General features: G+C 73.1%; 10 protein-coding genes. 6 read left to right on the top strand and 4 right to left on the bottom strand.

Annotated features, from left to right (window positions below):
- Positions 1-144: 144 nt before the first annotated feature.
- Positions 145-951, top strand: a complete 807-nt coding sequence (locus NDAS_RS17920) for a carbon-nitrogen hydrolase family protein (RefSeq protein ID WP_013154626.1) — start codon at positions 145-147, stop codon at positions 949-951.
- 179 nt (positions 952-1130) lie between these two features.
- Positions 1131-2843 carry a flavin monoamine oxidase family protein gene (locus tag NDAS_RS17915; RefSeq protein WP_013154625.1) on the top strand — a complete coding sequence of 571 codons (1713 nt, stop codon included), beginning with the start codon at positions 1131-1133 and terminating at the stop codon, positions 2841-2843.
- 153 nt (positions 2844-2996) lie between these two features.
- On the opposite strand, the gene NDAS_RS17910 is transcribed toward NDAS_RS17915, so the two are convergent.
- Positions 2997-3461, bottom strand: a complete 465-nt coding sequence (locus NDAS_RS17910) for an Lrp/AsnC family transcriptional regulator (RefSeq protein ID WP_013154624.1) — start codon at positions 3459-3461, stop codon at positions 2997-2999.
- Positions 3462-3609: 148 nt separating this feature from the next.
- Here NDAS_RS17910 and NDAS_RS17905 point away from each other — a divergent pair, with 148 nt between their 5' ends.
- The 3 genes from NDAS_RS17905 to NDAS_RS17895 all read left to right on the top strand — a co-directional run bounded on the left by NDAS_RS17905 (position 3610) and on the right by NDAS_RS17895 (position 7543).
- On the top strand, positions 3610-5250 hold the full coding sequence (locus NDAS_RS17905) for an alpha/beta hydrolase (protein ID WP_013154623.1): 1641 nt from the start codon (positions 3610-3612) through the stop codon (positions 5248-5250).
- A gap of 91 nt (positions 5251-5341) precedes the next feature.
- Complete coding sequence (locus NDAS_RS17900; protein ID WP_013154622.1) at positions 5342-6175, top strand: GNAT family N-acetyltransferase; 834 nt, start codon at positions 5342-5344, stop codon at positions 6173-6175.
- Between the two features lie 144 nt (positions 6176-6319).
- Positions 6320-7543, top strand: a complete 1224-nt coding sequence (locus NDAS_RS17895) for a multidrug effflux MFS transporter (RefSeq protein WP_013154621.1) — start codon at positions 6320-6322, stop codon at positions 7541-7543.
- Between the two features lie 14 nt (positions 7544-7557).
- Here the strand turns inward: NDAS_RS17895 and NDAS_RS17890 are convergent, their stop codons facing one another.
- Complete coding sequence (locus NDAS_RS17890; protein WP_013154620.1) at positions 7558-8517, bottom strand: ATP-binding protein; 960 nt, start codon at positions 8515-8517, stop codon at positions 7558-7560.
- A 351-nt stretch (positions 8518-8868) separates the two neighbouring features.
- Here NDAS_RS17890 and NDAS_RS17885 point away from each other — a divergent pair, with 351 nt between their 5' ends.
- Entirely contained in the window at positions 8869-9426 is a 558-nt protein-coding gene (locus NDAS_RS17885) for an ATP-binding protein (protein ID WP_013154619.1), read from the top strand.
- Between the two features lie 157 nt (positions 9427-9583).
- On the opposite strand, the gene NDAS_RS17880 is transcribed toward NDAS_RS17885, so the two are convergent.
- Positions 9584-10579: an AMP-binding protein gene (locus NDAS_RS17880; protein ID WP_013154618.1), complete on the bottom strand. Its 996-nt coding sequence runs from the start codon at positions 10577-10579 to the stop codon at positions 9584-9586.
- Positions 10580-10828: 249 nt separating this feature from the next.
- The gene (locus NDAS_RS17875) at positions 10829-13342 is read right to left on the bottom strand and encodes a LuxR C-terminal-related transcriptional regulator (protein ID WP_041552844.1); all 2514 of its coding nucleotides are present in this window, start codon (positions 13340-13342) and stop codon (positions 10829-10831) included.
- Positions 13343-13368: the final 26 nt, after the last annotated feature.

Genomic DNA, 13368 nt, shown 5'->3' with positions numbered 1-13368 from the left:
CCAATCCGTCCCCGGGCGCAAGAAAAAGCGGCACCTCGCGGGAAAGACGCGGGAATCCTCCGTATGGGCGCACTGTTTCGGCGCGTTCGTCCACCTAGAGTGGACGCGGCCCCGAGACGACGGAGAAAAGCGAGGTGGGAGGCAGTGACACGCGGACCCCTGCGCGTGGCCCTTGACCAGGGCACCGGACCAGGCGCGGACCCCGCCGCCGCCCTCGACCGGCTCGCCGAGCGTGCCAGAGCCGCCGCCGACGCCGGAGCCCGCCTGCTGGTGGGGCCCGAGATGTCCCTGACCGGCTACAACCTGGACCCCGGCCTCCTGGCCCGGCTGGCCGAACCCCACGACGGCCCCCTCAGCGAGGCGGTCACCGCCATCGCCGCCGACACCGGCGTCGCCATCGTCCACGGTTTCCCCGAGCGCGCCGACGGCGCCGTGTACAACGCCGTCCAGCTCGTGGACTCCAACGGCGACCGCCGGACCTACCGCAAGACCCACCTGTTCGGCGACCTGGACCGCGGGGCGTTCTCCCCGGGCGCGGAGCCGGTGGTCCAGGCCGACCTCGACGGGATCCGCGTCGGCCTGCTGGTCTGCTACGACGTCGAGTTCCCCGAGGCCGTGCGCGCCCACGCCCTCGCCGGCACCGAACTCCTCCTCGTCCCCACCGCGCTCATGCTGCCCTTCACCGAGGTGGCCGAGCGGATCGTGCCGGTGCGCGCCCTGGAGAACCAGATCCACCTGGCGTACGTGAACCGCTGCGACGCCGAGGGCGACCTGCGCTACGCGGGGCTGAGCACCCTGGTCGCACCCGACGGCTCCGAGACGCTGCGGGCCGGTCCCGGCGAGGAGTTCCTGGTCGGCGACGTCGACCCGGACGCCCTCGCCCGCGCCCGCCGCGAGCAGTCCTACCTGGACGACCGCCGTCCGGCCCTGTACCGGACACTCACCGTGTGACCCGCGCCCGGGGCGGGTGGCGCCGCGCCGCCCGCCCCGCACGCCCGTGCGGGGGCGGACCCGCCCGCGCCCCCGAACCCACCCGAACCGTTGACCCACCCGTCACCTCCCGTGCCACCCGCGCACGGACACCCACCGGCTTCCCCGCCGGACCGCACCCACGAAGGAGGGGTTGGAGAATGACGTCTGCCGTGCCCACGGCCGCCGGTGCCGCACCCGCGCAGGACAACACGCCGCTGAACATGTGCGGGCCGGACTTCCCGTTCGCCTACGACGCCTACCTGGACCACCCCGCCGGACTCGGGCAGGTCCCGGCGGAGCGCCACGGCACCGAGGTCGCCGTCATCGGCGGCGGGCTGTCGGGGATCGTCACCGCCTACGAGCTGATGAAGATGGGGCTCAAACCGGTCGTGTACGAGGCCGACCGCATCGGCGGGCGGCTGCGCACCGAGAAGCTCGCGGGCTGCCCCGACGACGTGGTCGCCGAGATGGGCGCCATGCGCTTCCCGCCCTCCTCCACCGCCTTCTGGCACTACGTGGACCGCGTGGGCCTGGAGACGACGCCGTTCCCCAACCCGCTCTCCCCGGCGACCCCCAGCACCGTGGTCGACCTCAAGGGGCGGTCCCACTACGCCACCTCCCTCGACGACCTGCCCGAGGTCTACCGCGAGGTGGCCCGCGCCTGGGACGCGACCCTGGACAGCGTCCAGCACACCCGCATGCAGGAGGCCATCCGCGAGCGCGACGTGGCCACCCAGAAGGAGATCTGGAACGAGCTGGTCGCCCGGCTCGACAACCAGACCTTCTACGGCTTCCTGTGCGACTCCCCGGCCTTCGCCTCCTTCCGCCACCGCGAGATCTTCGGCCAGGTGGGCTTCGGGACCGGCGGCTGGGACACCGACTTCCCCAACTCCATCCTGGAGATCCTGCGCGTCACCTACACCGGCGCCGACGACGACCACATGGGCATCGTGGGCGGTGTGGAGCAGCTGCCGCTGCGCCTGTGGGAGGACGCCCCGGACAAGCTCGTGCACTGGGCGCAGGGCACCACCCTGGCCTCGCTGCACGGGGGCGGCCCGCGTCCGGCCGTCACCGCCCTGCGCCGCACCGCGGCCAAGGGCTCCCCGGCGGGCAACATCACGGTCACCGACGCCTCGGGCTCCACCCGCACCTACGCGGCGGCCGTGTTCACCGCGCAGAGCTGGATGATGCTGTCCAAGATCGACTGCGACGAGGACCTGCTGCCCATCGACCACTGGACGGCGATCGAGCGCACCCACTACATGGAGTCCTCGAAGCTGTTCGTGCCGGTGGACCGCGCGTTCTGGCGGGACAGGGACCCCGAGACCGGACGCGACGTCATGAGCATGACGCTCACCGACCGCATGACCCGGGGCACCTACCTGCTGGAGGGGTCCGACCCGGACGGCCCGGCGGCGATCTGCATGTCCTACACCTGGTGCGACGACTCGCTCAAGTGGCTGCCGCTGTCGGCCAACGAGCGCCTGGAGGTCATGCTCTCGTCGCTGTCCAAGATCTACCCGGGCGTGGACATCCGCTCGCACATCACCGGCGACCCGGTGACGGTGTCGTGGGAGGACGAGCCCTACTTCATGGGCGCGTTCAAGGCCAACCTCCCGGGCCACTACCGCTACCAGCGCCGTCTGTTCACGCACTTCCGCCAGGACGGCCTGGAGGAGCGCCACCGGGGCCTGTTCCTGGCCGGGGACGACGTGTCCTGGACGGCGGGCTGGGCCGAGGGCGCCGTGCAGACCGCGCTCAACGCCGTGTGGGGCGTGGTCCACCACCTCGGCGGCGGGACCGACCCGTCCAACCCGGGCCCCGGCGACCTGTTCGACGAGCTCGCGCCGGTCGCCCTCCCCGAGGACTGAGGCTGTACCTCTTCGGAGCTCCGCCCGCCCGTCGCCCACCGCCGCCCGCCGGGGGGTGCTCCGCGCGGAGGCGGGCCACCACCCTCAACGGACGCTCCGCGCAGCCCTCTCCTGTTCGGGCGCCTTCCCGCGGTCCCGCCGTGGGGAGGCGCCTCAGGGCAGGTCGGCCGTCCCGGCGAGGATGGGCTGGTCCACCAGGCGCGAGAGCACGAGCGTGCTCTTGGTCCGCACCACGAACGGCTCGGCGCCCAGCCGCTCGATGACCTCCTCCAGGTGGTGGGTGTCACGGGCGCGGACCTGCACGATGGCGTCCGCCTCACCGGTGACCGTGCACGCGGAGGTGATCTCGGCGTAGCCCGCGAGCCCCGTCCGGATCTCGCCCGGCGACGTGCGGGCCCGGCAGTACAGCTCGATGAAGGCCTCGGTGGTCCACCCCACGGCCTGGGGCTCCACCACCACGGTGAACCCGCGCACCGCGCCGGACTCCACCAGCCGGTCCACGCGGCGCTTGACCGCGGAGGGGCTCAGCCCGACCCGCTGGCCGATCTCGGCGAAGCTCATCCGCGCGTCCGCGCCGAGTATCGCGATGATCCGCTCATCGACACGATCCAGCCGCATTGCGCTTCGTCCCCGTCTGTCCACGTCTGATTGAGGCAGGGCACATGCTACCGGGGTGTGTCGCCCCGGGCTTCGTGTCGCATCCGTTGGTCACTCTCCGAAGTGATAAAAATTCATAGAGTAACCATCTCTGTGAGGGAGTGGACGAGTGCGAGCACGAACCCGGGCCGGCGTCTCGGCCGTGGCGGTCCTGGCCTCCCTGGTCGCGGCGGTCCCCGCCCAGGCCGGCCAGACCACCCGCATCGACCAGGGCGGCCTCGACTGGGCGCCCTGCGAGGACATCCAGCCCGTCGCGGACGAGAACCTGGAGTGCGCCACCCTCACCGTCCCCCTCGCCCGCACCGCCGACGGCGAGCGGCTCGTCGGCCGGGACGACACCGTCGAACTCGCGCTCTCGCGGGTCCCCGCCAGCGGCGAGGCCCGCCACACCCTGCTGGTCAACCCCGGGGGGCCCGGCAGCGCCGGACGCCAGTGGGCCTCCTACACCTACTGGCGCATGCCCGCGGAACTGCGCGAGACCCACGACGTCGTCTCCTTCGACCCGCGCGGCGTGGGCGCCTCCACCCCGTCCATCGCCTGCGACCCCGGCCACTTCACCCCCGTGCGCCCCGACGCCGTGCCCGCCGACGCCGCCGCCGAGGAGGCGCTGCGCGCCGACGCCCGGGCCTACGCCGAGGCCTGCGCGGACAACACCGGTCTCCTGCTCGACCACACCCGCACCGTGGACACCGCCCACGACATGGACGCCATCCGGGCCGCTCTGGGCCGCGAGCGGATCGACTACCTCGGCTACTCCTACGGCAGCTACCTGGGCACCGTCTACTCCGCGCTCTACCCCGACCGCGTCCGCTCCCTGGTCCTGGACAGCGTGGTCGACCCCGACAAGCCCTGGTACGAGAGCAACCTCGCCCAGAACCGCGCGCTGGACCGCGCGGCGAACGCATTCTTCGCCTGGACCGCCCGCCACCACGACGTCTACGGGCTCGGCACGACCGGGGAACAGGTCGCCGGGGCCTACTACGCGCTGCGCTCGGAACTGGCGGACGAACCCGCCGAGGGCACCGTCGGCCCCACCGAGCTGGAGGGCACGGCCATGGTGGTCGCCTACAGCAGCGCCTACTGGACCTCGGTCGCCGACGCGCTCTCGGCCCGGATCACCGAGTCCGACGGCGCACCCCTGCTCGCCCTGTACGAGGCCTACGGCGAGAACGCCGGGTCCGACCGCGGTTACGGCGGCTACCTCGCCGTCCAGTGCACCGACTCCCACTGGCCCAGGGACTGGTCCACCTGGAGTGCCGACGCCGAGAAGTCCCACGCCGAGGCGCCCTTCATGAGCTGGAACAACACCTGGTACAACGCTCCGTGCGCGTCCTGGAGCGCCGGATCCGGCGACTGGTTCCAGGTCGGCGACGGCCCCGGCGAGCACCCCGCCTACGAGGGCGACGTGCTCCTGGTCCACGCCACCGAGGACGGCGCCACCCCGGTCGAGGGCGCCTTCGCCCTGCGCGAGCGCCTGCCCGCCTCCGCCCTGGTGATCGAGGAGGGCGGCCACACCCACGGCGTCTCCCTCACCGGCAACGAATGCGTGGACGAGATCGTCACCGCCTACCTCCGGGACGGGGAGCTGCCCGCGCGCGCCGGGGGAGAGGGGCCCGACGTCACCTGTGAGGGACGTCCCGAACCCCAGCCGCGTACCGCCCAGAACGCACCTGGGACGATGGTGGAGCGCCCCGCGCCGCTACCCGGGCACCACGTGGGCGCGATCGTGGAGTCCGAGACGCGGGAGTAACGGGTCGAATAGGCTGGAACCGGCGCGAAAAGGCTTGGTTGGTCGTCCCCCGGCGCTCGCAGGAGGGCACTGGGAAGATGGGGGAGATGCGATGCTGCGGACCTCGCCGGTACGGATCCTCGGAGAACGCGACCGGGAGGCCGTTCGCGCGCTCCTGGACGCCGACCCCGTGGGCAACGTCTTCGTCGCCTCCCGCCTGATGGCCACCGGCCTCTCCGGCGGCGCCGAGGTGTGGGGGCACACGGAGAGGGGACGCCTGACCGCCCTGTGCTACTCGGGGGCCAACCTCGTCCCCGTCAACGCCGGACCGGCCGCGATCCGCAGCTTCGCCGACCACGCCCGGTGGAGGGGCCGCCGCTGCTCCTCGATCGTCGGGCCCGTCGACGCGGTCAGCGACTTCTGGCAGCAGGTCACCCCGGCGTGGGGGCCCGCCCGCGTCATCCGGGCCAGCCAGCCCGTCCTGGAGATCAGCGGCCCGCCCTCGGTGCCCGCCGACCCCCTGGTGCGCCGGGTCCAGCTGTCCGAACTCAACACCCTCGTGCCCGCCTGCGTGGCCATGTTCACCGAGGAGGTCGGCGTCCCGCCGGACTCCGGCGACGGCGGCGCGCTCTACCGGGCCCGGGTGGCCGAACTGGTGCGCACCGGCCGGGCCTTCGCCCGCATCGAGGACGGGCGCGTGGTGTTCAAGGCCGAGATCGGCGCGGTCACCCGGCACGCCTGCCAGGTCCAGGGCGTGTGGGTACACCCGGACCTGCGCGGCCAGGGCCACTCCACGGCGGGGATGGCCGCCGTGGTCGAGTACGCGCTCGCCGAGATCGCGCCCCGCGTCACCCTCTACGTCAACGACTTCAACACCCCGGCCCGCGCCGCCTACCAGAGGGTGGGCTTCCGCCAGGTCGGCGAGGTCATGTCGGTGCTGTTCTGAGCGCACCGCGCCTGGGGCGGCCGACGGGGTTCTGACGGACCCGCGTCAGATCCGCCCCCGCGCCGCCGACGGGGGGCCGCGGCCGGTTAGCCTGGTCCCAGGTCCGTGGCGCCCCGCGCCCTCTGCCACCCACGAGAGAGCGCCATGCAGCACAACCCGACCGGCCGCGCACGCCTGGGCCTGGCCCTCCTCCTCGGCCTGCTCGCCGTCCTGGGCCCCCTCAACATCGACATGTACCTGCCGGCCTTCCCCGACATCGCCGCGGACCTGGGGGCCGGCGCCTCCCACGTGCAGCTGAGCCTGACCACCTGCCTGGTCGGCCTCGCCGTGGGCCAGGTGGTGGTCGGCCCGATCAGCGACGCCCGTGGGCGCCGCGGCCCGCTCCTCACCTGCCTGGTCCTGTTCGTCCTGGCGTCGCTGCTGTGCGCCCTGGCCCCGAACATCGCCGTGCTGGTGCTGGCCCGCTTCCTCCAGGGGTTCACCGCCTCGGCCGGGGTCGTGCTCTCGCGCGCGGTCGTGCGCGACGTGTTCGACGGCACCGAACTGACCAGGTTCTTCGCCCTGCTGATGGTGATCAACGCGGTCGCGCCCCTGATGGCGCCGATCGCGGGCGGCGCCATCCTGTGGCCGTCCTTCGCGGGCTGGGAGGCCGTCTTCCTGGCCCTGGCGCTGCTGGGCGCGGTGATCGTCGCGGTCGTGGCGCTGCGGCTGGAGGAGACCCTGCCGGTGGAGCGGCGCATCCCCGGCACGGTGGGCGGCACCCTGCGGACGGTGGGGGAGCTGCTGAGGGACCGCGCCTTCCTCGGCTACGCGCTGGTGGTCGGCCTCGTGCACGGCGGCAGCTTCGCCTACGTCGCCGGGACGCCGTTCGTCTACCAGGACCTGTACGGGGTGTCGCCGCAGGTCTTCGGCGTGCTGTTCGGGATCAACGGCGCGGCCATCATCGCCGGGAGCTGGGCGGTGGGCCGGTTCAGCGCCCGCTTCGGCGAGCGGGTCCTCCTGGTGTGCGCGGTCTCCGCCGCGGTGGCGGCGACCGGGGTGCTGTTCGCGGCGACGCTCGCGCACGGTCCGCTGGTGACCCTCGTCGCGCCGATCTTCGTCTACATGACGTGCATGGGGATGATCCTCACCAGCTCCTTCGCCCTGGCCATGCGCGGCCAGGAGCGGCGTGCGGGCAGCGCCAGCGCCGTGCTGGGCGCGCTGCCCCCGCTGCTCGGCGCGGCGGTGGCGCCGCTGGTGGGACTGGACGAGAGCACCGCCGTGCCGATGGGCGCCGTCCTGTTCACGACCTCCCTCCTGGGCCTGGGCGTCCTGCTGGCCCTGACCTCGCCGCGCGTGCGCGGGCGCGTGGCCGATCCGGCCCCGTGACCCGCTCCGCGTGTTCAGCCGGTGAGCGCCGCCGGGCCCATGAGGAAATCGGGGTCCAGCTGGGCGGCCAGGTCCGCGCCCTTGGCCTCGTCGCCCCAGGCGCGCGCGTTGCGCAGGTGGAACTCGGCCGACTGCCGGGTGAAGCGCTCCCAGTCCTTGGGCGCGGCGTCGGCCATGTCCCGCATCAGGGCCAGGGTCTTGACGTTGTCCTCCTCCAGGTCCGCCAGCTCCGGGTGGCGGCCCTTCTCCATCGAGCGCACGAACCCCGAGTGCGTCATCCACCCCGCCAGAGCGTCGCCCACGTGCTCGCGCAGGAACTCCACGTCCGCCTCGTCCTGCACCTTGTTGCCGATCACCCGGATGGCGACCTCGTGGTCGCGGGCGTACCCGGCGTACTGCCGGTACACGCCCACGCCGCGCACGGTGGGCTCGGCGACCAGGAAGGTCATGTCGAAGCGGGTGAACATCCCCGAGGCGAAGGAGTCGGCGCCCGCGGTCATGTCCACGACCACGTACTCCCCGGGCCCGTCCACCAGGTGGTTGAGGTACATCTCGGCCGCGCCCACCTTGGAGTGGTAGCAGGACACGCCCAGGTCCGACTCGGCGAACGGGCCGGTGACCATGAGCGTGGCGCCCCGGACCGGCGCCCCGAAGCGGGCGTGCAGCGGGTTGTCCCCGGTCACCGTCAACAGGCGCGATCCGCGGCCCGGCGGCGTGGTCTTGATCATCTCCCGTGCCGAGGAGATGCGCGGGTTGTCCCCGCGCAGCAGCTCCTTGATCTCGTCCAGGTGCGCGCCCAGGGGCGCGAGCGCGGCCAGGTCCTCCTCGGACGCCCCCAGCGCGGCGCCCAGGTTCTGGTTGATGTCGGCGTCGACGGCCACCACGGGCACGCGCTGGGCGGCCAGGTAGCGGGTGAACAGCGCGGAGAGGGTGGTCTTGCCGCTGCCGCCCTTGCCAGCGAACGCGATCTTCATGTGAGCCCTTCGGAACGTGGATGTGTGCCGGGCGCACGGCGGCGGCCCGCCCATGACGGGGCGGGCCGCGGCGCCCCGGAGATGGTAATGATTATCGTTCCTGTTAACCGTGCTGTCAGCCGAACGGCCCCGTCGCGCCGCGTATTGCCAACGTGTTGCACCTCACATGAGTGTCGCTGGAGTCGGGACTGTTTCCTTTGTCCATATCGGGGATGACACGTGACAGGGTTTTGTGGCCAATCCCCGACAGGGAGAACACGGGTGTGCTGTTCTGGAGCCAGCACACCCTTGTCTAAGGTGAGTGCAGGCGGCGCAACCCGCGCGTCCGTCGCGGGTGATTGGAGTGACCGGATGGCTGAGGCGAGGCAACTCCGGGAATACGTGCCCGCGGAGGTGCCGGAGGGCACGGCTCCGACCGCACCGACCATCGAGACGGGCGACCTCACCGGCGGGGTCACCGACCACACGGTGTGGAGCTGCGCCGGGAACCTGACCGCGGTGCGCTCCATCCGCTCCCGCGTGCGCGAGTTCCTCACCCGCATGGGCCACTCCGAGGGCTCCCTGGACGACGCCGAGCTGGCCGTCAGCGAACTGGCCACCAACGCCCTGCTCCACTCGCGCTCCGGGCAGAGCGGCGGCGTCATGACGCTGTTCATCCGCTCCGACGACGGGCGCCTGCGCGTCGCGATCGCCGACCAGGGGGCGCGCGACGGAGAGAGCGAGCACACGCGGGAGGACGGCGACGACTTCGGTCGCGGCAAGCTCATCGTGGACAGCTGCGCCACCCGCAGCGGCGAGTACTGGAGCGACGCCACGCACGTGGCCTGGTTCGAGATCGACGACCACGCGGGGGAGGCCGCCGAGGTCGAGGGGGATCGGCCGGAGGCGGGGCTGGCGGTCGACGACTGAGGCGGTGACCGGAAAGGGTCCACGGACCGCCCCGTCCGCCGCGCGGCGCCCCTGCGGCCGCTGTCCGCACCGCCAGCCTCAGCTGACGCCCGGATTCACGGCCTTATCGTCGGCCCCCGCCACACCAGCGGATCCGCCTCTCCCGAGCACGTCCGGGTCAGTACGCCCCGCCGACCGGCGGGTAGCCGATCCGCTCCGGCTCGGGCGCGCAGCGCACCGTCACCTGGCGTCCCTCCGGCGGAGGGCAGTCCGCCCCCGTCAGCACGCAGGCCCCGGTCCACAGCGCCAGCGCCACCAGGGTCACCCGCGTGGCCTCGTCGCCGCGCTCGTCCACCGCGACCACGTCGTCGGCGGTCAGCTCCAGAAGGTCCCGCAGCTCCGAGAAGCGCCCCATGAGGTCGTTGTGCGGGTGCAGCGTGGTCAGGAGCCCCCCGCTGGTGTCCTCGTAGCCCAGGATGCCGTTGTCGAACAGACCGCGCGCCGGGCTGTACCCGTTGCCGTCGGGACTGGGCTGCAACAGCTCCTCGAAGGGCGTGGTCCCCAGCGCCTGTCCGAACGCGATCACCTGCCGCACCCGCGAGCGCTCCGCCAGCTCCAGCGCCGTCTGCGCCATGTCGGCGCTGACCAGCAGCAGGCGGGTGTCGGTCTCGGTGAGCACCGCGCACTGGGTGTCCAGGTCGGACGCGGTCGACAGGGGCAGCGCGCGTCCGCCCACGGCCATCACCGTGTAGGTGGCCAGGAACCGGTCCGGCGAGACCGGCGCGAGCACTCCCACCACGTCACCGAAGCACATGCCGCGGCGGCTGAGCCCCGCGGCGGCCTGCTCCACCTTGGCGGCGAACGACAGGGCGTCCACGCGGTGCCCGACCCCGCGGATCGACCCCCCCCGCGCGGACCGCAGCCGGAGCCGCTCGCACAGGCCCCCGGTCAGGGATCCGATCGGGTCGTCCCGGCGCGGCAGGTGGCGCCCCGGTCGTCCGGTTCCTGAAGACAGCCCTACCCCCATACGTACCCCCAGTTCGCCCATCCGGCGGCGGTACCGCCGCCCGGGCTCGTCACGCCCCCTCCACGTGGCGAACCCGGCGGCGACGCACCGGTCGGCGAATGCGGCGTCCCTCCCCAGGACGCAACCCGTGCCGACGCGGCCTCCCACCGGCCCCGGAGACCTCTCCGGGACTGACGTCCGCCGGAAACCGGTGTCACACCGGTGTTCGACGGCCGTTTCCGGGACCTCGACGACCGTGCCACCACAGTGCCACGAACGTGGTGTCCCATGGCTTGAAGCCTAGCGCGTTCACAGCCAGATGCACATGCATATTGCTATGCACATGCATATGTAGATTCGGTGCGGAAGCTGGTTCTCCCGGTGGCGAGCCGGGCTTAACAGGGCAGACCGGGCAGCTTAGTCCGAGCTCCGGTGGTGGCGTACCCACGAGGCGATCTGCGTACGCGAGTGGAAGCCCATCTTGCGGTTGATGTTGGCCACGTGCCGCGCCGCCGTCGAGGGGGTGATGAACAGCTCCCGGGCGATCTCCGGGTTGCTCCTGCCCCGGCTCACCAGGAGGGCCACCTCCAGCTCACGCGGGGTGAGCCGCTCCTCGGGGGTCACCGACTCCGGGTCCGGGGCGGGCCCTCCCCGCTCCCGGCGCCCGCGCGCGGGACGGCTGGGCGGCGCGGAGCGGCGCGACGGCGGGCGCCGCGCCTCCTCCGCCAGCTGCTCTCCCTCGCGGACCGCGTTCGCCAGGGCCAGCGTCCGGCCCTGCTCCCACCAGCCCACCAGCTGGCGGCGGCGCCGCCGGACCTTCTCCACGTCGGTGAACGGCCACGGCGCCTCGTGCGTGGACAGCCCCAGCCGCTCGCGCACGCTCATCGCCGCGCCCGCCAGGCGGCAGGAGCCCTCGCGCAGCCCCGCCCCGAACGCCACCCGGGCGATCGCGGTCAGGGCGCGCGCCGCGTCCGCGCGCTGGCCCGTCGAGTGGCTCAGCAGCAGCCCCTCGCTCAGGTAGTCGTAGGCCTGTCCCGTGGACCCCTGGGCGTGCGCGACCCGGCCGATCCCGGCCAGGCAGCGCGCCTCCTCGGCCGCCGCCCCGATCAGCCGCTGGGTGTCCAGCGCCTCCCGGTAGCAGCGGTCCGCCGTCAACAGGTCGCCGCTGGCCTCCGCCGCGTACGCCTGGCCCATGAGGGTGACTCCCACGCCCCACCGGTGGTCGATCCCGCGCAGCAGCGTCAGCGCGGCGTTGTAGTGGTGGTCGGCCGTGGGATGGTCGCCCTGCTGGGCGACCAGGGCCGCCCGGGTGCCCAGGGCGATCGCCTCTCCCCACAGGTCACCCGACTCACGGCACAGCCGCAGAGCCTCCTCCACCCGCACCGCGGCCTGGTCCGACACGCGGTCGCGCACCTCGACCAGGGCGAGCAGGTTGAGCGCGACGCGGACGAACACGTCGTCCCCGGCCTCGCGGCACAGCCGCAGGCCCTCCTCGCCCAGTGAGACCGCCAGCCCGTGGTCGCGCCGCACCCGCGCCAGCTGGGCCCGACCCACCAGCGCCCGCGCGCGTGAGGGAGCCTTGGCCGCGTCCTCCAGCTCCAACAGGCGGTCCATCCAGTGCGCTCCCTCGGAGTAGCTCTGGTGGCTCACCCAGTGCGCGGTCAGGCTGACGCACAGCCGCAGGCCCGGTTCGGCGGCGCCGTGCTCCAGCGCCCAGCGCAGCAGGGAGCGCAGCGTGTCGTACTCGGCGATCACGCGCTGGCGCCCGGAGTCGCGCTCGCTCCAGGGCATGACCCGGCTCGACTCCAGCTTCTGGCCCAGGTCCTCGGCCAGGCGCAGCATCCGGTCCAGGAGCCTCTCCTGGAACAGTTCCGCCTCACCCGCCGCGACCAGCCGGGAGTGCGCGAACCGCTGCACGGCCTCGGGCAGCCGGTAGCGCACCCGGCCCTCGAACTCGCCGGTCACGGTGATCAGGGAGCGGTTCAGCAGGGACGTCACGAGGTCGAGGATGTCCGCTTCGGGCAGGGCCTCGTCGGCGCACACCTGCTCGGCCAGCTCCAGGTTCCAGCCCCGGAACACCGACAGGCGGCGCAGCAGCACCCTCTCGGCCTCGGGCAGCCCGCGGTACACGAAGTCCAGCACCACCGGCAGCATCTCGCTGCGCGGGACCGCCTGCCCCGGGCCGGGCTGGACCTCGGGGGAGGACAGGTGCTCGCGCAGCCCCTCCACCAGTACAGCGGGCCCCACCCCGGGCGCGCTCGCGCCCAGCGCCTCGATCGCCAGCGGGATGCCGCCCGCCAGGTCGCACAGCTCCGTCACGGTCTCCATCTCCTCGCGCGAGAGCGAGAAGCGCGGGTCGCGGGCGCGGGCGCGGTCCATGAACAGACGCACCGCCTCCGCGCCGGCGGGGTCGGGCTGGGGCCCCTTGCGCGCGGGCAGCGGCAGCGCCATCGGCGTCATCCGCCACACGGTGCCGCCCGACAGACGGACGGGGGTCTCGCTGGTGAGCAGGATCGACACGGACGGGCACGAGGCCAGCAGGGCCTCGCCGACCTCCGCCACCTGCTCGACGGCGTGCTCGCACGCGTCCAGCACCAGCAGCAGGTGGCGTTCGCACAGTGCCTCGGTCACCGTGACCGACAGCGGCTGCCCCGGCTCCTCCACCACGCCCACCGCGGCGGCCACCCGCGCGTACACCTCCAGGGTCGTGCGCGCGTCCGCCATGCCGACCATCCACACGCCGTCGGGGAACCACGCGGTGGACTGCTCGGCCACGCGTATCGCCAGACGCGTCTTGCCCAGGCCGTCGGTTCCGCTCAGCGTGACGGAGCGGCTGGAGCCGAGCAGACGGAGCAGGTCGCTCAGGTCCCGCTCACGGCCCACGAATCCGGTGCCCGGACGGGGGAGGTTGTGCCGCGCGGGCGCGGTCAAAGGTGCCATGGCCTTCACATGTAGGG

Origin of the sequence: Nocardiopsis dassonvillei subsp. dassonvillei DSM 43111, from assembly GCF_000092985.1 — a bacterium.
Classification (GTDB): Bacteria; Actinomycetota; Actinomycetes; order Streptosporangiales; family Streptosporangiaceae; genus Nocardiopsis; species Nocardiopsis dassonvillei.
This window is presented reverse-complemented; position numbering and strand designations above follow the sequence as displayed.

Bases quoted from the DNA above. Each gene is read 5' to 3' on its own strand.
- NDAS_RS17915 (WP_013154625.1), top strand. From the start codon at position 1,131: ATGACGTCTGCCGTGCCCACGGCCGCCGGTGCCGCACCCGCGCAGGAC.
- NDAS_RS17910 (WP_013154624.1), bottom strand. From the start codon at position 3,461: ATGCGGCTGGATCGTGTCGATGAGCGGATCATCGCGATACTCGGCGCG.
- NDAS_RS17900 (WP_013154622.1), top strand. From the start codon at position 5,342: ATGCTGCGGACCTCGCCGGTACGGATCCTCGGAGAACGCGACCGGGAG.
- NDAS_RS17895 (WP_013154621.1), top strand. From the start codon at position 6,320: ATGCAGCACAACCCGACCGGCCGCGCACGCCTGGGCCTGGCCCTCCTC.
- NDAS_RS17890 (WP_013154620.1), bottom strand. From the start codon at position 8,517: ATGAAGATCGCGTTCGCTGGCAAGGGCGGCAGCGGCAAGACCACCCTC.
- NDAS_RS17885 (WP_013154619.1), top strand. From the start codon at position 8,869: ATGGCTGAGGCGAGGCAACTCCGGGAATACGTGCCCGCGGAGGTGCCG.